Genomic DNA, 21,460 nt, shown 5'->3' with positions numbered 1-21,460 from the left:
CGTCAGCCTTGACGTCCGCCGGGGCCGTCCGCGGTGCCGTCAGCCTTGACGTCCGCCGGGGCCGGATTGGCCGCCGTGGGGAGGTACCGGGCCCACCACCGCAGGATCTGGTCGAAACGCTGCTTGCGGTGGTGCGGTGTTCCGGTGCGTGAGAGCTCATGGTTCTCCCCCGGGAAGACGAGGAAGGCGGCCTCCACACCGTGCTGTTTGAGCGCCGTGAAGTACCGCTGGCCCTGCTCCACCGGACACCGGAGGTCCTCCTCGCTGTGGATCACAAGCGAGGCGGTGCGCACCCGGTCCACCCGGGACATCGGGCTTTGCGCCGCCATCTGTTCGGCCGCGCGCCCGGTGTACTCCCCGCCGAAGAACCAGCCGATGTCCGAGGAGCCGACGAAGCTCACGGGATCGAGGAATCCACGCTCCACAATGGCGGCTTTGAAGCGGTGGTCGTGGCTGATGGTCCACGCGGTGAGGTAGCCGCCGTAGGACCCGCCCATAATGCCGAGCGCCCCGGCATCGAGCTCCTCGAACGTGCTGAGCGCGCCGTCGAGGAAGGCCAGGACGTCCTGCATGTCAAGGGTTCCCATCTTTTCCTTGATGGCCCGTCCGTGGTCTTGTCCGTAGCCGGCGGAACCGCGGGGGTTGCACATCAGGACCGCGTAGCCCGCCGCGGCGTAGACCTGTGCTTCGTCGAACAGCGCGCCGGTGAACTGGGCGAACGGGCCGCCGTGGATGTTCAGCAGCACCGGGTGCGGTCCGCGCCCCGGCGGCTGCACAAGCCAGCCGTGGACGGGGTAGCCGTCTGCTGAGGGGACTGTGAACTCCAGAGGCTTGATGATTCCGGGGCCGGAACGCAGCGCCGCGGAGAAATCGGTCAGGATCCGGAGCTGTCCGCCCGCAAGCACAGCAGTGTCCCCCGCCGTCGCCGCGTCCGTGAAACTGACCACCAGCGAGCCGCCCGACGCCGCGGCGCCGGTGGCCACCCGTTTTCCGCTAACCAGCACCTGGTGCTTCCCGGAGGCGTGGAACTCGATCACTTCGACCGTTCCGCAGACAGTATTGAGCAGCAGCACCGCGTCAGGGCCGGACAGTTCGATCCTGCCGTTGCAGCTCAGGTCCATCGTCTCGGCGTCGCTCAGCCGGGTGGCGTCGCCGCCGCCGGCCGGCAGCACGTAAAGAGCGGTGTTGCGTGCCACGAAGTCCAGGCCCGAGGCGCCCAATTCCTGGGCGAGGAAAAACAGCCGGTGTCCGTCCGGCGACGCGCGGACGGCGTGCACGTCCTGCCGGCCGGTGTTCTCCGGTACCACGGCCAGCGGCTCGGCTCCCCCGGTGCCGTCGCCGGTGTCCAGGCGGTAGATGCCGCTCGCAAGGTCGGCGTCGCTGCCACGATGCAGGGCCGCGACAAAATAGATTGCCAGCCCGTCGGCGCTGAAACCCGCACCGGTGTGGTCTGTGGCAGCCGTGGTTAGTTGCCGTGCGGCCGGGAGACCAACACCGGGTGTGCCGCCGTCGGCAACTGCGGTGCCGGACTTCAAAGCCCGGCCCGTTGGCACCACCTTGGGTTCAGCGCCAAGATCGGGCACTTCGACCAGGAAGAGCTGCACTGGCTGGTCCGCAGTGTATCCGACGCCGTTCATGCGGTACTTGTAGTCGGTGATCAGCCGGGCGTCCTCGCTGCCGGCGGATACCCCGGGGGTGCTGCCGTAGCGGCCGTTTTCCGGGGTTCTGGCCCCGTAGACAATTTGCCGGGAGTCCGGCGACCAGGCAAACTGGGACACTCCCAGCGGTGCGCCGGTGACTGGCAGCGGTTCCCCGCCGCCGGCCTCGACAATGTGGAGTTGAGGTTTTCCACCGTCCGCGGCGCGCAGGAAGGCCAGCATCTGTCCGTCCGGTGAGAAGTCCGGAGCGGTGTCGCGGAATCCGCGGGTCAGGCGGCGCGGAGCCTGACCCGGTCCCAGCGGCACCGTCCAGAGTTGCCCAACGTAGGCGTCGGCATCGAAATCGGGCCGGATCACGGAGACCACGGCGTGCCCGCCGTCTGGATGCACGGCAGGGGCGGACACGGAATTCAGCAGCGGCAGATGTTCGGATTTCACGTGTGCGAGCCTAGCCCCAGTTTCCCCGGCAGTGAAATAGCTCACGTCGGCGGCGCTGTGCCGTTCTGGAACGCCGCCGCCGCGGACCGGCCACCTAGGATGGACAGTATGCCCCCCGTTTCCCCCGACTTGCTGCTCTGCCCGGTCTGCCGGGCCCGGCTGGCTCCCGGCGGACCTGGCGTGCCGGCCCTGAAGTGTCCTGCCGGGCACAGCTTCGACGCCGCGAAGCAGGGGTACTTCAACTTCCTCGTTGGTAAAGGCACCGTATTCGAAGCCGATTCGGCCGACATGGTGGCGGCGCGCTTCGAATTCCTCGGCGCCGGCCACTACCGTCCGCTCGCGGATGCCGTGGCGGAACTGTCCGCCCGCTTCCTCGCAGGCGTTGACCCGCAAACGCCTCCGGTTGTGCTGGACGCAGGAACGGGCACCGGCCACTATCTCCGGGCTGTGCTGGACCAGGCCGCGCTGGACCGGACGCCCGCCCGGGCGATCGGCCTGGACATCTCTAAGTTCGCCCTCCGCAGGGCCGCGAAACTGAACCCCGAGGCGGTAAACCTCGTCAGCGACGTGTGGCAGCCGCTGCCGCTGGGTGACGGCAGCGTCGATGTCATCACTGTGGTCTTCGCGCCGCGCAACCCAAATGAGTTTGTCCGGGTGCTGCGCCCTGTCGGCCGGTTGATTGTGGTGACTCCGCGGCCGGGACATCTCCAAGAGGTGGCAGGCCAGTCCGGCATGCTTGGGATCGAGCCGACAAAGGACGAACGGCTCGCGGCCTCACTCGAAGGACACTTTTCGACGCTCTCCACCGACGATCTGGATGTGCCGCTGCTGCTCTCCCCGGACGACGTCCTTCGGCTGGCCCTGATGGGCCCCGCCGGGCACCATCTGAACCGGGATGCCCTGCTGGCCTTCGCGGCCGGGCTGCCGCCGCGCACAGCCGTCTCTGCCCGGTTCCGGATCAGTGTCTTTGAGCCGCGCGCCAAAGCCGCAGATAACGACTTGGCCACTTTCGCAAACTGATTTCTGCGGCCCTCCGCACGGCTTGCCTATCGGCTTAGGATGGAATGAGAGTAACTGAGGGTCTGCGCCTGCAGCCCCTGGGGCGAAGGGGGAATGATGCTGGACTGGCTAGCCGAAAACTGGTGGGCGCTGTGGCTCACGGTGTTCCTGGTTTTTGCCGTGGTAGAGATGCTCACTCTGGACCTCTTTTTTATCATGCTTGGCGGTGGCGCTCTGGCCGGACTGGTGGCAGCATTCGCGGGGGCCGACCTGGGCCTGCAAATCGTGGCGTTCTGCGTCGTGTCGCTGCTGATGATCGGCTTCGTCCGGCCCGTCGCGCTCAAGCACCTCCGCAAGGGTCCGGACGACCTTCGGAGCAACGTCGAAAGGCTGATCGGTGAATCCGCGCTGGTCATGGAGCCGGTCAGCGCCAGCGGCGGCCTGGTTAAAATTGGCGGCGACGTCTGGAGCGCCCGCTCCGAGACCGGCATGCTGGCCGCTGGCCAGCACGTAATTGTCAGAGCCATCGACGGCGCTACTGCCGTCGTCGCCCCGCAGCAGGAAACTGCCGTCCAGTAGCCGAAGCAAGAATTCCGGCGGCCGTCACCGGCGCCGGGGACGCGGCGGGACTCCGCCGCACACCATGGCAAGACCAAATCTGGGGAATAGGTGAAGTATGGATATCGCAGTCGCAATCGTGCTGCTGGTGCTCGTTGCGTTCGTAATAATAGTGCTGGTCCGGTCGGTTCGGATTGTCCCGCAGGCACGGGCCGGCGTCGTCGAACGGCTGGGCAAGTACCAGCGGACGCTGAACCCCGGCCTTACGATCCTGATCCCGTTTGTGGACCGGCTGCTGCCGCTGCTTGACCTGCGTGAACAGGTGGTCTCTTTCCCGCCGCAGCCGGTGATCACCGAGGACAACCTCGTCGTTTCGATCGACACGGTGGTCTACTTCCAGGTCACCGATGCGCGGGCAGCCACGTACGAGATCGCGAACTACATCCAGGCCGTCGAACAGCTCACCACCACGACGCTCCGAAACGTTGTGGGCGGCCTGAACCTCGAAGAAGCCCTCACCTCACGTGATCAGATCAACGGCCAACTCCGCGGTGTGCTGGACGAGGCGACCGGCCGCTGGGGCATCCGTGTCTCGCGGGTGGAGCTCAAGGCGATTGATCCGCCGCACTCCATCCAGGATTCGATGGAGAAGCAGATGCGCGCCGAACGGGACCGGCGCGCCGCCATCCTGACGGCGGAGGGCACCAAGCAGTCCGCCATCCTCACCGCTGAAGGCCAGCGGCAGTCCTCGATCCTGAAGGCCGAAGGCGACGCCAAGGCGGCGATCCTTCGGGCCGACGGTGAAGCCCAGGCCATCCAAAAGGTGTTCGGTGCGATCCACAAGGGCAACCCGGACCAGAAGCTCCTGGCCTACCAGTACCTGCAGACCCTGCCGAAGATCGCCGAAGGCTCGGCGAACAAGCTGTGGATCATTCCGAGTGAAGTCGGCGAGGCGCTCAAAGGTATCGGCAGCGCCCTCGGCGGAAGCAAGGACGGCCAGGCCAACGATGGGCTTTTTGGGCCTGATTCTGACGCGGCCAAGGCCGAAACCGCCGGACCGGCAGCGTCCGCGGGAGGCCCCGCCGACGGCGGAGTGGATCTCAAGGGCCGGCAAGAGCCCTAAGCGTTCCCGGTCAAGGGGAGGTATCCGCCGCTGGCGGGTGCCTCCCCTTTCCGCATCCCGCGAGGGCAGCCCGTTCCCTAAGCTTTACCGGGGACGGCCCGTTCGCGTATACTTAAATATTTGTCCGGCCGGTTCGGTCCGGCGGAACATTTAAGCTTCGCAAAGCGTTTTCTTTAGTGACGTTGTATCCGTTAAGGGTCCTGTGAGAATGCGCAATGCAAACCGTAGTCCGGCGCGGCCCCACAGCCCCCGGCTCACGCAGGGCCTGACCCTGCGAACCGAATAGAGGGAGAAAAGATGAGCGATCGCAGCCTGCGGGGTATGCGCCTTGGCGCCCAAAGCATGGAGACCGAGTCCGGTGTCGAGCCGGCTCCGCGCCAGCGGGTCGAGTACCGGTGCGCGGACGGCGAGCAGGTTTTTGTGACCTTCTCCTCCGAAGCCGAGATCCCCCCGGTGTGGGTCTCCAAAACAGGCAAAGAAGCCCTGCTCGTTGATGGCGAACGCCCGGTGAACCTCAACGAAAAGGCCGTTCGAACGCACTGGGACATGCTCCTGGAACGTCGCTCCCTGCCGGAACTTGAGCAGATCCTCGAAGACCGCCTGACGATCCTGCGCGAACGCCGGGGCGAACGGCGCTCCGCCTAAGGAACCCGCAGTCCAGGCACAGCAAAGGGGCCGGCCCGCACCGTCACAGACGGTGCAGGCCGGCCCCTTTTTTGTCCCCGGACGGGCGAGGGCTAGCGCTTGTGGCTGCCAAGCTTGCCGGACAAAGTGTTCCAGCGTGCGGCCAGGCCCCACTTGGTGACGTTGATCATGGCTTCGACCACGATGTTTCCGCTCATCTTCGAGGCGCCCAGTTCGCGTTCAACGAAGGTGATGGGCCGTTCGACAATTGTCAGACCCAGCTTGGCCACGCGCCAGGCAAGGTCCACCTGGAAGCCGTAGCCGACGGAATCAACCGCGTCCAGGTTCAGCTTCTCCAGGGTGCTGCGCCGGAACGCACGGAAACCGCCGGTAACATCCTTGATTTTCAAACCCAGCAGGAGCCGGGCATAGGTGCTGCCGACCCGGGAGATGGCTTGCCGGTACAGCGGCCAGTTGACGACGCTGCCGCCCGGTACCCAACGCGAGCCCATGGCGAGGTCGGCGCCTTGTTCGACGGCCTCGAGCAGTTGCGGAAGTTGCTCCGGCTGGTGCGAACCGTCAGCATCCATTTCGACGAGCACGTCGTAACCGGCGGCGAGGCCCCATTTGAACCCGGCGATGTACGCTGCGCCCAGTCCGGCCTTTCCCGCTCGGTGCAGGACGTGGACCTGGCTGTCCTCAGCGGCAAAGCGGTCCGCAAGCTGCCCGGTGCCGTCGGGGCTGTTGTCGTCGACAACCAGGACGTCGGAGCCAGGCACAGCCGTGCGCAGGCGCCCGAGAGTCTTGGGCAACGATTCCAGCTCGTTGTAGGTCGGGATGATCGTGAGGACACGCACAGCGAGGCCTTTCCTTGGAGGGAGCGGTCAAACGCCCGGCCAGTCACTTCAGAACTGACACCAGGCGCAACTCTCCATTATAGGCAGTCACCGGGCCCGCTGGGTCCGCGGCAGGTCCCGGGGCAGATCCACCCGCTTCGGGCCAGTTGCGGCGGCCAGCGGATAGGGCCGCAGAAACCGTTTTCTGCTGCGAAGTGGACCTGCCCCCTGTGGTACCCGTGGCCATGACCAAGTCAGCTGCCGGCTTGCGGCAACCTGGAAATGACCGGGGGACGTCCGGAGTCTGCGGCGTACGCAACCCTCCGTTGACCCTCAATGCTACGGGCCGGCCCCGATCTGTCAACCGCTTCCTGACCTGCCGGTTTATCCGTTGCCGCAGGTCAGGCGGGCTTGTCGGGGCTCGAATTTTCCGCTGGCAGCGGCCGGATCCGCAGTCGGTCAGCCTCGCAGCGAGCCGCTGGAATATAGTTCGCGGCCGTCCTTGACTGTCTGCAGGCAGACCGGCTCGGAGCCGGTATCCAGGGCAGGCAGCAGCGGCGTCCTGGCGCGGGGGTCCGTGCTCCAGGACTGGACCCGGCCGTCAGCTACCTGCACCATAAGTTCCTCTACTTCCCAGACTGCGAAGCTGGCCGGGGCGCCAGGTACCAGCTGGCCGGCCATCGGGTTGCGATACCGGGCGGCGCGCCAGCCTGCCCGGGTGTGGCCGAGGAACGCCGCGCGGGCCGAGATCTGCTCCGCGGGGTTGTTGTGCTGCAGGCAGGCCCGGACGCTTGCCCAGGGCCGCATCGCAGTGACCGGACTGTCACTGCCAAAGCAGATCGGCACACCCGCGGCGTAGAAGGATGCAAAAGGATTCATGCCGTCCCGCCGGGACCCGAGGCGCTGCTGGTAGAGACCGTCCCCGCCGCCCCATGAAGCATCAAAGCCGGGCTGGACGCTGACCGTCACCGAGTAGGCCGCCAGCCTGCGGATGGAGTCGGCGTCAGCGAGCTCGACATGTTCGAGACGGTGGCCCGCTGCCCGGACCCGTTGTTCACCGACGTCTGCCGCCGCCAGGTCCAGGGCCTCCAGCGCCGCATCCAGACCGGCGTCGCCAATGACGTGGAAGCCCGCCTGGATGCCCAACAGCGAGCATACGGACAGGTGCGCGGCGGCTTCCGCGACCGACAGATAAAGGCTCCCGCGTTCGCCTGGGGCGTCACTGTAGTCCGCCCGCAGTGCCGCGGTCCGCGAACCGATGGAGCCGTCCATGTTCAGGTCCCCTGCCAGCCCGAGTACCGGCACGCCCAGGCTGTCGAGCAGAGACCGGGCCTGGTCTGCCGAGGTTGCCAGTTCACCCCAGTAGGGCAGGACCTCCGGAACGGCGTCTGCGCCCGAGTTCCAGGCCGCGGCGAGCTGCAGGTCCTCGATACTGCCAATATGCGGCGCGGCCATTTCCGCCACGGCGACATAGCCGTTGGCCGCTGCCTCGGTGAGCGCCCGCCGCTGGTAGCCGCGCAAGGCGGCGGCCGGCAGTTGACGGGCAGCGAGCCGGGCGGCGGTGTGCGCCGCGCGCTTGACCTGGCTGCCCTCGCCAAAACCGTCCCTCCCGTGCAGACCGGCGGTTGCCGCCAACGAGGAGGAGACGATTGCCGAGTGCACGTCAACACGGGACAGGTAGACGTCCCGTCCCCCGGCGGCACGTTCCAATTCTTCGCGGGAAGGCAGTGCTGAGTCCGTCCACTGGGTGTCGTCCCAGCCGTGGCCGAGCACTGTGCCGTTGGCTGTGGAACCGGCGACGGCGTCGAGCAGTTCCCGGGCAGAGCGGACGTCGCCGAGCTGCAGCGAGTCCAGGGCAATCCCGGTTTCCGTGAGATGGACGTGGGAATCGACAAATCCGGGGGCCAGGAGCGCACCCTTAAGGTCGATGATCTCCATCGAGGCGTCCGCGATCGAGCCGGCAGCCTGCTCGGACCCGACCCAGGCGACGGTGTCGCCGTCGACCAGCAGCGCCGTCGCGAAGGGATCCGCGGCCGTGTAGACGGAGCCGTTGCGGTAGAGCGTTACCTTGTGATGCGCGGGGATGGCCGGTGAATCTGTCATGGGTCTTGGACTCCTTGCAACTGGTGGCCGGTGTGGCCGGACATGTTCGACGACGGTGGGGGCCCGGCCCGACGGCCGGCAGCGGCGGTCAGGCCACTGAGGAGTACGCGACGACGCCGCGCTTGATGAGTTTGATGGCCTCGGCGCACAGCCGCGAGACCCGCGGGTCCAGCGTCGGGATTTTCGCCAGCTGGTCCAACAGGTCGATGACCTGTTTCACCCACCGGACAAAGTCGCCGGCGGCAAGGTCCGTCCCGCTGAGGACCTCCTGCAGGTGACGGCCCTTGGCCCACTTGAACATCGGCCAGGCCAGGCCCAGCTCGGGTTCGCCGGTTAGCGGGAGCTTGTTGGCTTCCTCAACATCCTCCAGGGCTGACCATTCGCGGACCACAATGTCGACGGCGGATTCCAGCGAAACACTCGGCAGCTTGGGCCGGAGGCCACGTTCCTCACGTTTGGCCTGGTAGACCAAAACGCTGGCCAGGGCGGCCACTTCGGCGGCGTCCAGGTCATTAAAGGCGCCGAGGCGAAGCGACTGCGAAATGAGCAGGTCCTTTTCGCCGTAGATCCGGCGCAGCCGCTGACCATCCGCTCCGATGGTGAGCACGCCGTCCTCCGACGTCTCCAGGTACCCGTAGCCGGAGAGGACTCCGCACACCCGGTCGAAGGTTTTGGCGATGGTGTTGGTCCGGCCCTGGATCTGGCGCACCAGCCCGTCCGTCTCCTGCCGAAGCTTCCAATAGCGCTCCGACCAGCGCGCGTGGTCCTCCCGTTCGCTGCACCCGTGGCACGGGTGGGCGCGGAGTTCGCGGCGCAGTTCAGCGATCCGCTTTTCCTGATCCGGCTGCGCAGCGGCGCGGCCAAAGTCATCGTTCCTGCTCGGCGGCGCCGGCGGCCGGTTTTCCCGGAGGGCGTTGCGGACCGAGGACGCCAGGTCCCGGCGTGACTTGGGCACCTTGGCGTTGAATGACTTAGGGATCCGGACCCGGGTAATCGGAGCCAGCGGCCCTTCCACGTCTTGGGTTCCGATCCGCCGCAGCTGGTTGTCGAGCGTCATCACCGCCGGCCGCGGCTCGCGGGAGTGGTGGTCGGAGCTGAGGACCACTGCAAGTCCGGGTGCCCGCCCGGTCGGTACGTCCACCACGTCCCCGGGAAGCAACCGGCTCAGGGAGTCCTCGGTGACGGATTTCCGGGCCCGGGAGCTGGTCTTGGAAGCGTTCTTCTCTGCGTCGGAGAGGGCTCGGCGGATTCGTGAGTAGTCGGTGAAATCACCCAGGTGGCAGCTCATCGATTTACTGAAGCCGGCCAGGGACTCCTCGCGTCCGCGTACCTGTTTCGCCAGCCCGACGACGGACCGGTCGGCCTGGAACTGGGCGAACGAGGACTCGAGGATTTCCCGGGCCCGGGGGCGGCCGAACTGCGCCAGCAGGTTGATGGACATGTTGTAGGTGGGCCGGAAGCTCGAATTCAGCGGATAGGTGCGGCGTGAGGCGAGCCCGGCTACTGCCGCCGGGTCTGTCCCGGGCTGCCACAGCACCACGGCGTGGCCCTCGACGTCGATCCCGCGGCGCCCGGCGCGTCCGGTCAGCTGGGTGTACTCCCCCGCGGTGATGTTAACGTGCGCCTCACCGTTGAACTTATCCAGCTTTTCCAGGACCACGGAGCGCGCCGGCATGTTGACGCCGAGCGCCAGGGTCTCGGTCGCGAACACGGCTTTGACGAGTCCGTCGACGAAGAGCTTCTCCACCACTTCCTTGAAAGTGGGCAGCATTCCGGCGTGGTGGGCCGCGAGGCCGCGGAGCAAGCCGTCGCGCCAGCTCCAGAAGCCCAGCACGTCCAGGTCGTCGGGCGGGATGTCTTGCGCCGCTTCATCGACGCGCCGGGCAATGATGAGCTGTTCCTGCTCGGTGGTAAGCCACAACCCTGCCGCGACGCACTGAGCCACGGCGGCATCGCAACCGGCCCGGGAAAAGATGAACGTGATGGCCGGCAAGAGGTCCTGTCTGTCCAGGCTGGCGATGACCTGGGGGCGGCTGGCTTTCCGGACGGGGCTGCGCGGGTCGCCCTGCGGGGCCTCGTCGCGCCGGCTGCTTTGGCGCCGGACGTTCCGGCCGCCGTGGCCAAAACGTCCGCGGAAGTTCATCTGGCTCTCGGCGCGGGCCATGGAGAGCAGCTCGGGATTGACGTCAAAGCCCGGCCGTTCGGTGCTGACGGCGCCGGAGCCCGCGGCCTTCAGCCGGGCGGGCACGGCGGACACGGCGGCCTCGCCGGCCGGAGCGATCTCATCGAAGCTGGTATCGCCGGCGAAGAGGTCCACGATCTTCCGGCCCACCATCACGTGCTGCCACAGCGGAACGGGACGGTGCTCGGAGACGATGACGTCGGTCTGGCCGCGCACAGTATCCAGCCAGGCGCCGAACTCTTCGGCATTGGAGACCGTTGCGCTCAGCGAGGCAAGCTGGACTTCGCTGGGCAGATGGATGATGACTTCCTCCCAGACCGCGCCGCGGAAGCGGTCCGCAAGGTAGTGGACCTCATCCATCACGACGTAGCCGAGGTCGCCCAGAGTGCTCGAGTCGGCGTAGAGCATGTTGCGGAGCACTTCGGTGGTCATCACCACCACCGGGGCGTCCCCGTTGATGTTGGTGTCGCCGGTGAGTAGGCCCACCTGGTCCGCACCGTATTTGTCCGCGAGTTCAGCGTACTTCTGGTTGGACAGCGCCTTGATCGGTGTGGTGTAGAAGGCCTTGAGGCCGCGCTGGAGCGCCAGGTAGATGGCGAACTCCCCCACGATGGTCTTGCCGGCACCGGTAGGGGCGGCCACCAGGACACCGCGGCCGGACTGCAGTGACAGGCACGCTGCACGCTGGAAGTCATCGAGTTCGAAGGCGAGCGAACGGATAAATCCGCCCAGGTAGGTTTTGGCTTCGGCGGCCCGCTCGGCACTGGCGCGGTAGCGTTCAGATGGCGATTCCGGACCGGGTAGTGAGGACATGCTTCCAGCCTAGTGCGCCGGGAGCTAGAGATTCTCCAGCTCGGAGCCGGGAGTCGCCTGGTCTGCGGTGGCTTCGGTCTCGGCGGCCCGTTTGACGGCACGCCGTTCCCGCCGGCGGTCGTTGAGCAAACACAGCCCGATGGCGCTGAAGAAGAGCACAAGCATGGGTCCGGCAAGGTAGAACATGCTCATCGCGTCGGCGCCGGGTGCAGCCATGGCGGCGAAGAGGCAAACCAGGAAAACTGTGATCCGCCAGCTTTTGACGAGCTGCTTTCCCTTGACGATTCCCGCCAGGTTCAGCCCAACAAGGACAACGGGCAGCAGGAAGGCGATGCCGAAGGCGAGCAGGAGCCGCAGCACGAACGAAAGGTACACCTGGGCGCTGATGAAGTTGGATCCGCCGGATGGCGTGAAATCGGTCAGCACCCGAACGGCGTTCGGAAGCACCAGCCACGCCAGCAGGACTCCGCCAATAAAAAGTGGAACCGCGACTGCCACGAAGGACAGCGCCATCCTGCGTTCCTTTTTGTGCAGCCCGGGCACAATAAACGCCCACAGCTGGTAAAGCCAGACCGGGCTGGCGACGATCAGGCCAAGGAACACCGAGACCTGGATCATCAGGTCAAACGAGCTTGCCACGCCGTCGAAGTTCAGCGATGCCTGCCGGCCGGAGTGCTGGTTGAGGTCGCTGATCGGCTTGATCAGCGCCGCGAGCATCGGCTGATAGACGAGGAACCCCACGACGGTGCCCAGGATCACGGCGATCGCGGACCGGAAGAGCCGGTTGCGCAGCTCTTTGAGGTGATCGAGGAGCGCCATCTTCCCCTCGGGGTTCGACCGGCGGCCCATTGTTACTGCCATTCGGTGTTAGGCGCGGTTCGGCGGCGGAACGTCGGTTCCGCTTTCGGCGCGGGATTCCGTGCCGGCGGATTTCGGATGGTTGACGACCTTGCCCTCGACAGGCTCGGAGCCCTCTTTGTCGTCGGTAGCGCCGTCCTTTTTCATTTCCCGGACTTCCGACTTAAAGATCCGCATCGACTGGCCCAGGCTCCGGGCCATGCCGGGCAGCTTGGGTGCCGCGAAAAGCACCAATGCCAAAACAACGATGATGATGAGATGCCAGCCTTCAAGTCTCATGACAGGAGGTCCTTTCGTTTGGTTACATCTTACGTCTTAGTGAATTCGATGTCGCTTAGCCGTTGGGGCTGGCCGCGGTCCATCTTGCGCCTGACGCGCCGCCGCCGGCGGGCTTCCTGCCGCGCGGTTTTGGCTGCCCGGTAATCGTGCCGCAGCTGGTCCGGAGAGGCAAATACGGCCGATCCGGGTTCCCCCGCGAGCACGGATCGGTCCTTGCCCCCGGCGTCACCCGCGCCGTCCGGCCGGGTGTTTTCGGAGTTGCTTCCCGACGCCGGGCCGGCCGACGGGAAGCTGGCGAACCTCTCGGCTGCTTCCCCGAGCTCCTTGACCGTGGCCATAAAGGTCCGGAACAAGCGGACGCCGAGCGCGACGAAGAGCAAGAGCGACAGCGCGACGAGCGCTATCCAGATCACGATCCAGGACCACCAAGGCATGCTGACTACTCTAGCCGCCGGAGCGGCTGGTCTTCATATTGGGCAAGTGCGGCTGCGAGCCATTCGCGGGAACTGCCGGCAAGTTCTTCGGGCTCCAGGATCCGTGCAGTCCCGCCGTGCTGGGCCACGAACATCGGCAGCCAGCCAGTGCTGCCGAAGCGGATTTCGGCCAGCAGACCGCCGTCGGTCAGCTGTGCGGTCCGTTCGGCGTAGTATTCGTCGGCGAGGCCGGCGCCTTGCCGGGTCAGCTGGACCACCACCACCGCGTCGTCGTCGTTCGGGGTGAAGAGTTTGACCGGCAACTTCCCGTCCGGAGCCGCCTCACCGGACACTGGCTGGCCGGTGGTTTCCAAGGCGTCGATCCGGTCCAGCCGGAAGTTCCGCAGGGCATCCGCGGAATGGCAGAACGCCTCGAGATACCAGGTGTTGTCCAGCGAATACAGCCTGAGCGGATCAATGTTGCGGGTAGAGGCGGTATCGCGGAGCGGTGAGAAATAACGCAGCCGCAGCTGGGCGCCGTTTCGGATGGCCTGGCGGGCCGTCTCCAGGGCCGCAGTATTCCCCGGGGCCACCTCGGGTCCGGACAGGACGGCCGCCTTCAGGCCTTCCTCCCCGGCCGCGGCCAAAAGTTTGAGCGTAACGGATTCCAGTGCCCCGCCCTCGGCAAGTTCGGGCAGGCTGTTGAGTGTTTCCAGCCCGGTCAGCAGGGCGCAGGCCTCTTCCACTGTGAAGCGGACGGGCCGGTTCAGGTCGAGGTCCTGGGTGATGGTGACGTGGTCGTCCTCCCACTGGATATCGAGCAGGTCATCAGGGTAGCCCTCCGGAAGGCCCGAGCAGATCAGGATGCGCAGGTCAGCTTCCAGCTCTTCCCGGGTGATGCCGAAGTTCGCCGCTACCTCCGAGATGTGCAGTCCCTGGTGGTGCACCAGGAACGGCACAAGCTGAAGCATCCGGGTGAGTTGGTCTTCGGATGTGCGCTTGCGGCCGTGCCGTGCCGAACCCGTTGCCGGGAACGCAATCGGCGGGGCCGGCGCCGCCGCGAAGTCGGCGGCGCCCGCCAGGCGCCGGCGCACGGACGTCACCAGACCGGGCGGGGATACCACCTGTACCCGGGGACCGTAGGAGGCGAGTTCCTCCGCCAGCGTCTCAGCGTCCCGGTACGGGACACTGAGGCGGTCCCGCCCGGCGGCGGTCACCCCGACGTCTTCCGGCCCGCGGACGGCGGTGGCCCGCCTGCGGAGGCCGTGGACGCTGCCGGCCCGGACGTCCACGACGGCGGTCTGTACCGGCAGCTCCGTCAGCGTGGCAAGTTCTGCGCGTACGTTGAAGTCCGGCGGAGCCGTGAAGTTCTCCTTCGCAAGGACGTCAACGGCCGAGGTGAGCCGGGACAAGCGGAAGAAACGCTTGGCACCCCGGGTCCTGTCATGGCCGACGAGGTACCACTGGCCAAACCGGCTTCCGAGCCCCCACGGCTCCACGAGCCGGGACTCCTCCCGTCCGGTGCTGCCGGCCAGGTAGCGGAAGCTGACGGGGTGCCGGGCATGCACAGCGGCGACGAGGTCCTCGAATGCCTGGCCCGCGGGCCGGATCCGCGGCTGCAGCCCGGCGGGGAGCTCGGCGTCGACCAGCCCGCCTGATGCCTGCAGCTTGCGCACCGCGTTGACGGCCGCCGAACCGAGGGCTGCATGCTCCCAGAGCTGGGCTGCCAGGATGAGCACAGTGCACTCTTCCGGGGTGAGGCTGACATCGGGCAACCGGTTGGAATCCTTGCCGATCCGGTATCGGGTGGTGGCCGGATCATCCGAACCCCAGCCCTTGTCCGTCACGGTCTCGACCTCGAAGCCGAAGCGGCGCAGCTCGCCCTTGTCGCGTTCGAACATCCGGCCGAAAGCGACGTCGGTGCTGGTGGTGTCGTGATACACCTTTTGCCGCAACTCACCGCGGCGCAGGCCGTACGTGGTGTTGAGCAGGGCTATCAGGAGGTTCAGGAGGCGTTCGGTACGTGAGGCTGACACCCCGCTAGGGTACTAAAGTCTGCTCCCGAATATGGCAAAAGCGCGGCACCAGCCGGAAGAACTTCCCGGATGGCGCCGCGCCCAGCGGCTCAGGACCGCAGCCGGCGGGGCCGGCTGCGGTCACAGTGTGCCGGTGCTTAGCGGACTGCGACGAGGTCGACGACGAAGATGAGCGCCTCGTTCGGGCCGATCGCCCCGCCGGCGCCGCGGGCACCGTAAGCGAGCTCGGCGGGGATCTCAAGCCGGCGGCGGCCGCCGACCTTCATGCCCAGCAGACCTTGGTCCCAGCCCTGGATGACCTGGCCGACGCCGACACGGAAGTCGAGCGGCGCGCCGCGGCCCCAGGAAGCGTCAAACTCCTCGCCGGTGGACCAGGCCACACCGACGTAGTGGGTGGAGACGGTGTCACCGGCCTTGGCTTCGGCGCCGTCGCCTTCAATCAGTTCGGTGATGACAAGTTCGGTGGGAACGGCGCCGTCCGGGAAATCAATTTCCGGCTTCTGGCGGTCGATGTTTCGCTGTCCAAATGACATGGGTGCTCCTTCTAGCGTGACTTAGGTAGTGGGGGTGCAGCAGTTACTTCTTTGCCTTGATTTCGACGACGAATACCAGAGGTCCCGCGGGCTTTCCCTGGGCTGCAGCGGTCTTGCCGTAAGCCAGGTCTTCTGGGATTGTCAGGAGCAGTTTGGAGCCGACTTTTTGATCGGTCAAGCCTAGGGTCCAACCTCTAATGACTTCGGTGAGGCCGAATGTGGATGGTTCCCCTCTGTCGTAGCTGGAGTCAAACTTGCTGCCATCCTCCCAACGCCATCCGGTGTAGTTTGCTTCAATCCGGTCTGTTGCGCCTACCTTATCGCCAGAGCCCTCCGACAGGACCTTTACTGACAGGCCGGTTGGGGCATCCATCTTCGGGATCTCAACCGAGGGCGCACCCTTCTCATCGAACGTCACCTTTGGGAGCTTGCCGTCTTTGTCCAGCTTGTCGGTCTCTTCTTGGCTGAGGGCCCTGGGTGCATCCTTCGCGGACACCACCTTCACAATGAGGAGCTGGGTTGGGACGGCCGCGGCACCTCCGGCCGCAGCCTGACCGGGACTGACGACGGCAATTTGTGACCCTACCAAAGCGCCCACGAATGCGTTGTAGAGCGCGGGATTTCCGGTCTTCAGCTCCTCGTTCAGCTCAAACGCCTGAGGTTCCTCGGCGAACGTGTCACCGAGTGTTTTGCCGTCATTACCGTTGAAGCCAGCGACGGATACTTCGGCGACCTGATTGGGCTTTAGCGGGTCGCCACTTCCTTCGCTAACGACCTTGATAATAGGTTCCTTGACGTCGAGCGGCTTGGTGAATTCAACACCGGGTGCCTTCTTGTCGCCGTTCTCCGTGAGCTTGAGGGAGTCCAGCTTGGCCGTTTCGCCGGCGGACTGGCTGGAGGGCTCCGGGGCGGCCGGTTCGCCGCCGCCGCAGGCGGTCAGGAGCAGCAGCCCGGGAAGAAGAATTGCTAGTAGTCGGCGCACTTAAGAACTTTCGTCGGGGCAGGATGGACGCCTTGCCGGGCACAGGCCAGCAGCAAAGCAAGCGTTGGCCGCGAACGGCACTCGTCCAGAATAACGCGGAAAGCTGGGTATCAGCCCATAGAGTCCAGCAGGGCATCGACCCGTTCGTCCACACTGCGGAACGGGTCTTTGCACAAAAGCGTCTGATGGGCGCGGTCGTTGAGCTTCAAATGAACCCAATCTACGGTGTAGTCGCGGCCCAGTTCCTGCGCCCGCCGGACGAAGTCCCCGCGGAGCTTGGCGCGGGTGGTCTGCGGCGGAGCGTCCACAGCATCCTTCACTGCGGTGTCATCCACCACGCGGCGGACGGCACCGCGGGCCTGGAGCAGGTAGTACAGCCCGCGCGTGCGGGAGATGTCGTGGTAGGTCAGGTCCAGCTGCGCGATCCGGGGCGCGTCGAGGCCCAGATTGTGACGTGCGCGGTAGCTGTCCATCAGCTTCTTTTTAATCGCCCAGTCCACTTCGGTGTCGATCGTGCTGGTGTCGCCGCTTTCGATCGCATCGAGGGTGCGTTCCCAGAGATCCAGGATCACCGGAACATGGGCGTTGTGCGCCCCCTGCTCGGCGACGAACGCCGTGACCTTTGCCAGGTATTCGCGCTGGATCTCAAGCGCGGTGAGCTGCCGGCCGTTGGCGAGCCGGACGAGTGCGCGGCCGCTGAGGTCGTGGGAGATCTCCCGGATGCTGCGGATCGGGTTTTCCATCCGCATATCGCGCATTATCACGCCCGCTTCGATCATCCGCAGAATCAGGTCAACGGTTCCGACCTTCAGCAGGGCTGTGGTCTCGGACATGTTGGAGTCGCCCACAATCACGTGCAGCCGGCGGTAGAACTCGGCGTCTGCATGCGGTTCGTCGCGGGTGTTGATGATCGGGCGGGACCTGGTGGTGGCGGAGGAGACACCCTCCCAGATGTGGTCGGCGCGCTGCGAGAACGCGTAGGTCGCCCCGTGCGGGGTCTTGAGGATCTTGCCGGCGCCTGCGATCAGCTGCCGGGTCACAAGGAACGGAATCAGGATCTCCGCCAGCCGGGAGAACTCCCCCCGCCGCGGGATGAGGTAGTTCTCATGGCTGCCGTAGGAATTTCCGGCCGAATCGGTGTTGTTCTTGAACAGGTACACCGTGCCGTTGAAGCCCTCGGCTGCGAGCCGCTGCTGCGCCTCGTCGACGAGGTCGTCCAGGATCAGTTCCCCGGCCCGGTCATGCGCTATCAGCTGGGCGAGGTCGTCGCATTCCGCTGTGGCATACTCCGGGTGCGAACCGACGTCGAGGTACAGCCTGGAGCCGTTGGTCAGGAACACATTGGAGGACCGTCCCCAGCTGACAACCTTGCGGAAGAGGTAGCGGGCCACCTCTTCCGGCGCCAACGGACGGGACTCCGGACTTGAATAGGAAATTCCAAATTCGGTCTCAATGCCGAAAATGCGCTTGTCCATCTCAGTTCTCCTCCACCAGCACTGCCGTGATGTCTGCGTCGTCCAGCCTGCGGAAGGCGCGGCGGGTGCCGCGGCCGCTCTCCGAACCCCGGTCCAGTACCGCCACCTCAACGGCCGAGGCCGGCAGCGTGTTGGCCTCCTTGTCCGCGACCAGGCCCGCCAGTGCCAGCCTGATGGCCGCGGCGAAGTCGAGCTCGCCCTGCCAGCCGGCGGCCACCTCTTCGGAGACCTTGTCGGCCTGGCCGCCCATCACGATAAAACCCTTCTCGTCCGCGATGGAACCGTCGAATGTCAGCCGGTAGAGGTGGTCTTCGTCCGGGGAAGTGCCGACCTCTGCGACGGCCAGTTCGACTTCAAAGGGCTTTTGTTCGGCCGTAAACACTGCGCCCAGGCTTTGTGCATAGACACTCGCGAGGCCTCGGGCTGTGACGTCCTCCCGATCGTAGGAGTAGCCGCGCACATCCGCGTAGCGCACCCCGGCCTGGCGGAGGCTTTCGAATTCGTTGTATTTCCCCACGGCCGCAAAGGCGATCTTGTCGTAGATCTCACCGATTTTGTGCAGCGACGGGGACGGGTTTTCGGCCACCAGGGCGATCCCGTCGCGGCAGCTGATGACCACCACGGAACGCCCCCGGGCGATGCCTTTCCGCGCGAAATCCGCGCGGTCCTTCATCAGCTGCTCGGGCGATACGTAGAACTGCTGGGTCATCTCAAGCCTCCCGCCGGGCTGCGGCCCGGGACTCTATAACGGTGCCGGCCACTGCCGCAAGCTCACGCTCCGGGACCCGGAAGGCACCTGAGCGGTTGACGATGTAGACCACGGGCCAGAGCTGCCGGACCGGATCGGGTCCGCCGGTGGCGGAATCGTCGTCGGCGGCGTCGTAGAGGGCCTCGACGGCGACGGCCACGGCTTCCGGCTCCGTGAGGTTGGGGCGCCAGAGTTTCTTCAGCGAGCCGCGCGCGAACACCGAGCCCGAGCCGACGGTGTGGTGTTCCTGCTCCTCATACCGTCCGCCGGTGACGTCGTAGGAGAAGAGCCGGCCCAAGCCCGCCGGGCGGTCGAATCCCGCAAACAGCGGCACAACGGCGAGGCCCTGCATCGCCATCGGAAGGTTGCTGCGGATCATCGCCCCAAGCCGGTTGGCTTTGCCGTCCAAGCTCAGCAGCGTCCCCTCGATCTTTTCGTAGTGTTCAAGTTCGACCTGGAAGAGCCGGGTGATGTCAAGGGCGATTCCCGCGGTTCCGGCGATGCCGAGCACGGAATACTGGTCGGCCGGGAACACTTTTTCGATGTTCCGGCTGGCGATGACGTTGCCCATGGTGGCGCGGCGGTCGCCCGCCATCAATACGCCGCCCGCATATGTCAGCGCCACAATCGTTGTCCCGTGCGGCGCTTGCAGCGGCGCCGCAGGCAGCCCGGCCGGCAGCTGTTGGCCGGAGCCTTGCAGGCCGAACGGCAACAAATCGGGGCGTTGGCGTTGAAGGTGTTCAGCGAAGGAGGACGTGGCGTTGGCGGCTACCTGGTTGGCGGTGGTTTCCTGCACTGGTGCACTCCCTCAACGTAGTGAATCAACGACTTCCGGTCCTGAGCCCTCAGCCCGGTGCCAGCCGCGCTACTGGCCGCCCTTTTGGACAAAGGCGCGGACAAACTCCTCAGCGTTGGATTCCAGTACGCCGTCGATCTCATCAAGCAGGTCGTCGACGCCCTGGGTCGCGGCCGAGGCCTGGCCCTCCGCGGGTGCCGGCGGGGCGGCCGGAATGTCTTCGTCGACTTCCGCGTCCCGCGACTGCGGCTGCTGCTGCTCCTGGCCTGCCATGATTCTCTCCTTCTGTCCGTCCCTCCTTCGCAAGGGACTTCCTGTAAGCCATAGTGCCACGCCCGGCGGCGCTGCGGGGTCCTTTGTCCCTAGGAACCGGGTGGGAGCCCGAGCAGTTCGGCGAGGAACGGTCCGGCTTCCCGGTGCCGGGCGAACAGAGGCCCGGTGAGGGCCTCTGTTCCGCGCAGCGGTTCCCGGGTGGGGACCCGCTGCAGCCTGCCGCGGCCGGGCACATCGAAGATCACCGAGTCCCAGCTGGCACCGACCACGCCGGTCCCGAAACGGCTGACGCAGCGGCCCCTGAAGTACGCCCGGGTATCCGACGGCGGTTCCGTGACCGCGCGCTGGATCGCGCCGTCGTCGACCATCCGCCGCATTCGGTCCCGGGCCAGCAGCCGGTAGTAGAGTCCCTTCTCGGGCCGGATATCTGCCCATTGCAGGTCCACCAGGCCCAGCCGGGCGTGGCCCCAATCCAGTCCGTCGCGGTCCCGGTAGCCCTCCAGCAGCGAGAGCTTCGCAAGCCATTCCACCGAGGAGGCGGCGGCGGCACGGTCGCTGCCCAGCTCGGACAGCGTCGCCGACCAGCGTTCCAGCACCCCGTGTGTGTGGCCGTCACCGTCCACGGAATCGGCGACGCCGGTGTCCTGGGCGTGTTTTGCGGCCGCCTCGAAGTAGATCCACTGCAGGTCCAGGGCGGTGATCCGCCGCCCGTCGAGCAGCCGCAGGGTGGCCGTGAGCGAGGTGTCATGGCTGACAGCCTGCAGCGCGGCGACCGGCTCGTGGACTTCAATGCGGGGGGCAAGCCCGGCCTCGATCAGGCTCAGCACCAGCGCGGTGGTGCCGAATTTCAGGTAATTGGACGCCTGGCTGAGGTTGGCGTCGCCAATGATAACGTGCAGGCGCCGGTACTTGTCCGCCGTCGCGTGGGGCTCATCCCGGGTGTTGATGATGGGCCGGCGGATGGTGGTTTCCAGGCCGACCTCCGTTTCGAAAAAATCTGCACGCTGGCTGATCTGGTAACCCGGGAGGGAGCCGTCCTGCTTGATACCAACCCGGCCGGCGCCGCAAAGAACCTGCCGGGTGACGAAGAACGGGGTCAGCCCCCGGACAATGTCACCGAAGGGCACACTGCGCGGCATCAGGTAATTTTCGTGGGACCCATAGGAGACCGATTTGTTGTCCGTGTTGTTCTTGTACAGATTCAGCGGGGGCAGGTCGGGGTCGGCAGCGAGCCGCCGCACCGCCGCCAGGGCAACGAGGTCTCCAGCGGCATCCCAGGCGACGACGTCCAGCGGGCTGGTCACTTCCGGACTGGAGTATTCGGGGTGGGCGTGGTCGACGTAGAGACGGGCACCGTTGCCGAGCACCATGTTCATCAGCAAGGTGCCGGACTCGTCCTCGCCGTCGGCTTCCAGCTCCTGCCGTCCGTAGGCGAGGGCAACGGCTTCGGCGTCGAGCACGGGCGGCTGATCGGTCAGCTGGTCCGGTTCGGCCCGGCTTCGTTCCAGCGTCCAGCCGCGGGCATCGCGCAGCGGTTCCTCGTCGGAGTAGTCCCAGCGCGTTTCGGCCCCGCCGGCGGCGCGCTGCCGTGTCACCTGGGCATACGCCTGGATCACCCGGGCCGACATCATCGTGGCGTTCGCCCCCGGCGCGGACGGTGCGTGGATGCCGTATTCGGTCTCAGAGCCCATCACCCGCATGGCACCGCCGACGGGAAGCCCGCCGGGACCGCC

General features: G+C 66.2%; 19 protein-coding genes. 4 read left to right on the top strand and 15 right to left on the bottom strand.

The annotated features are described in order from the left end of the window. Positions 1 to 2: 2 nt before the first annotated feature. The gene (locus tag QI450_RS08360) at positions 3 to 2,096 is read right to left on the bottom strand and encodes a S9 family peptidase (RefSeq protein ID WP_226775833.1); all 2,094 of its coding nucleotides are present in this window, start codon (positions 2,094 to 2,096) and stop codon (positions 3 to 5) included. 108 nt (positions 2,097 to 2,204) lie between these two features. Between QI450_RS08360 and QI450_RS08355 the strand changes: the two genes are divergently transcribed. From QI450_RS08355 to QI450_RS08340, 4 genes are all read left to right on the top strand, one after another. Continuing rightward, positions 2,205 to 3,116 (top strand): methyltransferase domain-containing protein, encoded by a 912-nt coding sequence (locus QI450_RS08355; RefSeq protein ID WP_226775834.1) that lies wholly within the window; start codon positions 2,205 to 2,207, stop codon positions 3,114 to 3,116. Between the two features lie 96 nt (positions 3,117 to 3,212). Then, a complete protein-coding gene (locus QI450_RS08350; protein WP_226775882.1) occupies positions 3,213 to 3,674 on the top strand; it encodes an NfeD family protein in 462 nt (153 codons plus the stop codon). A gap of 97 nt (positions 3,675 to 3,771) precedes the next feature. Further along, complete coding sequence (locus QI450_RS08345) at positions 3,772 to 4,776, top strand: SPFH domain-containing protein (protein ID WP_226775835.1); 1,005 nt, start codon at positions 3,772 to 3,774, stop codon at positions 4,774 to 4,776. A 297-nt stretch (positions 4,777 to 5,073) separates the two neighbouring features. Then, positions 5,074 to 5,421 carry an RNA polymerase-binding protein RbpA gene (locus tag QI450_RS08340; RefSeq protein WP_024367218.1) on the top strand — a complete coding sequence of 116 codons (348 nt, stop codon included), beginning with the start codon at positions 5,074 to 5,076 and terminating at the stop codon, positions 5,419 to 5,421. A 92-nt stretch (positions 5,422 to 5,513) separates the two neighbouring features. Here QI450_RS08340 and QI450_RS08335 read toward each other — a convergent pair whose 3' ends face one another. The 14 genes from QI450_RS08335 to dop form a co-directional block, all read right to left on the bottom strand. Continuing rightward, a complete protein-coding gene (locus tag QI450_RS08335; RefSeq protein ID WP_226775836.1) occupies positions 5,514 to 6,257 on the bottom strand; it encodes a polyprenol monophosphomannose synthase in 744 nt (247 codons plus the stop codon). 438 nt (positions 6,258 to 6,695) lie between these two features. Beyond that, positions 6,696 to 8,339 carry an amidohydrolase family protein gene (locus QI450_RS08330; RefSeq protein ID WP_226775837.1) on the bottom strand — a complete coding sequence of 548 codons (1,644 nt, stop codon included), beginning with the start codon at positions 8,337 to 8,339 and terminating at the stop codon, positions 6,696 to 6,698. Positions 8,340 to 8,427: 88 nt separating this feature from the next. After that, positions 8,428 to 11,334 (bottom strand): DEAD/DEAH box helicase, encoded by a 2,907-nt coding sequence (locus QI450_RS08325; protein ID WP_226775838.1) that lies wholly within the window; start codon positions 11,332 to 11,334, stop codon positions 8,428 to 8,430. Between the two features lie 24 nt (positions 11,335 to 11,358). Then, positions 11,359 to 12,195 (bottom strand): twin-arginine translocase subunit TatC, encoded by an 837-nt coding sequence (gene tatC, locus QI450_RS08320; RefSeq protein WP_226775839.1) that lies wholly within the window; start codon positions 12,193 to 12,195, stop codon positions 11,359 to 11,361. A 6-nt stretch (positions 12,196 to 12,201) separates the two neighbouring features. Next, positions 12,202 to 12,471 (bottom strand): Sec-independent protein translocase subunit TatA, encoded by a 270-nt coding sequence (gene tatA / locus QI450_RS08315; RefSeq protein ID WP_226775840.1) that lies wholly within the window; start codon positions 12,469 to 12,471, stop codon positions 12,202 to 12,204. Positions 12,472 to 12,500: 29 nt separating this feature from the next. Beyond that, complete coding sequence (locus tag QI450_RS08310) at positions 12,501 to 12,905, bottom strand: alkaline shock response membrane anchor protein AmaP (protein WP_226775841.1); 405 nt, start codon at positions 12,903 to 12,905, stop codon at positions 12,501 to 12,503. A 5-nt stretch (positions 12,906 to 12,910) separates the two neighbouring features. Then, on the bottom strand, positions 12,911 to 14,920 hold the full coding sequence (locus QI450_RS08305; protein WP_282468154.1) for a WYL domain-containing protein: 2,010 nt from the start codon (positions 14,918 to 14,920) through the stop codon (positions 12,911 to 12,913). A gap of 137 nt (positions 14,921 to 15,057) precedes the next feature. Next, positions 15,058 to 15,453 carry an FKBP-type peptidyl-prolyl cis-trans isomerase gene (locus QI450_RS08300; RefSeq protein WP_282359914.1) on the bottom strand — a complete coding sequence of 132 codons (396 nt, stop codon included), beginning with the start codon at positions 15,451 to 15,453 and terminating at the stop codon, positions 15,058 to 15,060. Positions 15,454 to 15,496: 43 nt separating this feature from the next. After that, entirely contained in the window at positions 15,497 to 16,435 is a 939-nt protein-coding gene (locus QI450_RS08295; RefSeq protein WP_226775845.1) for an FKBP-type peptidyl-prolyl cis-trans isomerase, read from the bottom strand. 110 nt (positions 16,436 to 16,545) lie between these two features. Further along, the gene (pafA, locus tag QI450_RS08290; RefSeq protein ID WP_226775846.1) at positions 16,546 to 17,910 is read right to left on the bottom strand and encodes a Pup--protein ligase; all 1,365 of its coding nucleotides are present in this window, start codon (positions 17,908 to 17,910) and stop codon (positions 16,546 to 16,548) included. Between the two features lies 1 nt (position 17,911). Next, complete coding sequence (gene prcA, locus QI450_RS08285; RefSeq protein WP_253032757.1) at positions 17,912 to 18,619, bottom strand: proteasome subunit alpha; 708 nt, start codon at positions 18,617 to 18,619, stop codon at positions 17,912 to 17,914. Between the two features lies 1 nt (position 18,620). Next, positions 18,621 to 19,454: a proteasome subunit beta gene (gene prcB / locus QI450_RS08280; RefSeq protein ID WP_226775848.1), complete on the bottom strand. Its 834-nt coding sequence runs from the start codon at positions 19,452 to 19,454 to the stop codon at positions 18,621 to 18,623. A 69-nt stretch (positions 19,455 to 19,523) separates the two neighbouring features. Beyond that, positions 19,524 to 19,727, bottom strand: coding sequence for a ubiquitin-like protein Pup (locus QI450_RS08275; protein WP_226775849.1), 204 nt, complete (start codon positions 19,725 to 19,727; stop codon positions 19,524 to 19,526). An 89-nt stretch (positions 19,728 to 19,816) separates the two neighbouring features. Continuing rightward, positions 19,817 to 21,427, bottom strand: coding sequence for a depupylase/deamidase Dop (gene dop, locus QI450_RS08270; protein WP_226775884.1), 1,611 nt, complete (start codon positions 21,425 to 21,427; stop codon positions 19,817 to 19,819). Between the last annotated feature and the right edge of the window lie 33 nt (positions 21,428 to 21,460).

The sequence above is a fragment of the Arthrobacter sp. EM1 genome (genome assembly GCF_029964055.1).
Taxonomy (GTDB): Bacteria; Actinomycetota; Actinomycetes; order Actinomycetales; family Micrococcaceae; genus Arthrobacter.
Note: the sequence above shows the minus strand (reverse complement) of the source record. Positions and strands in the feature narration are given on the sequence as shown.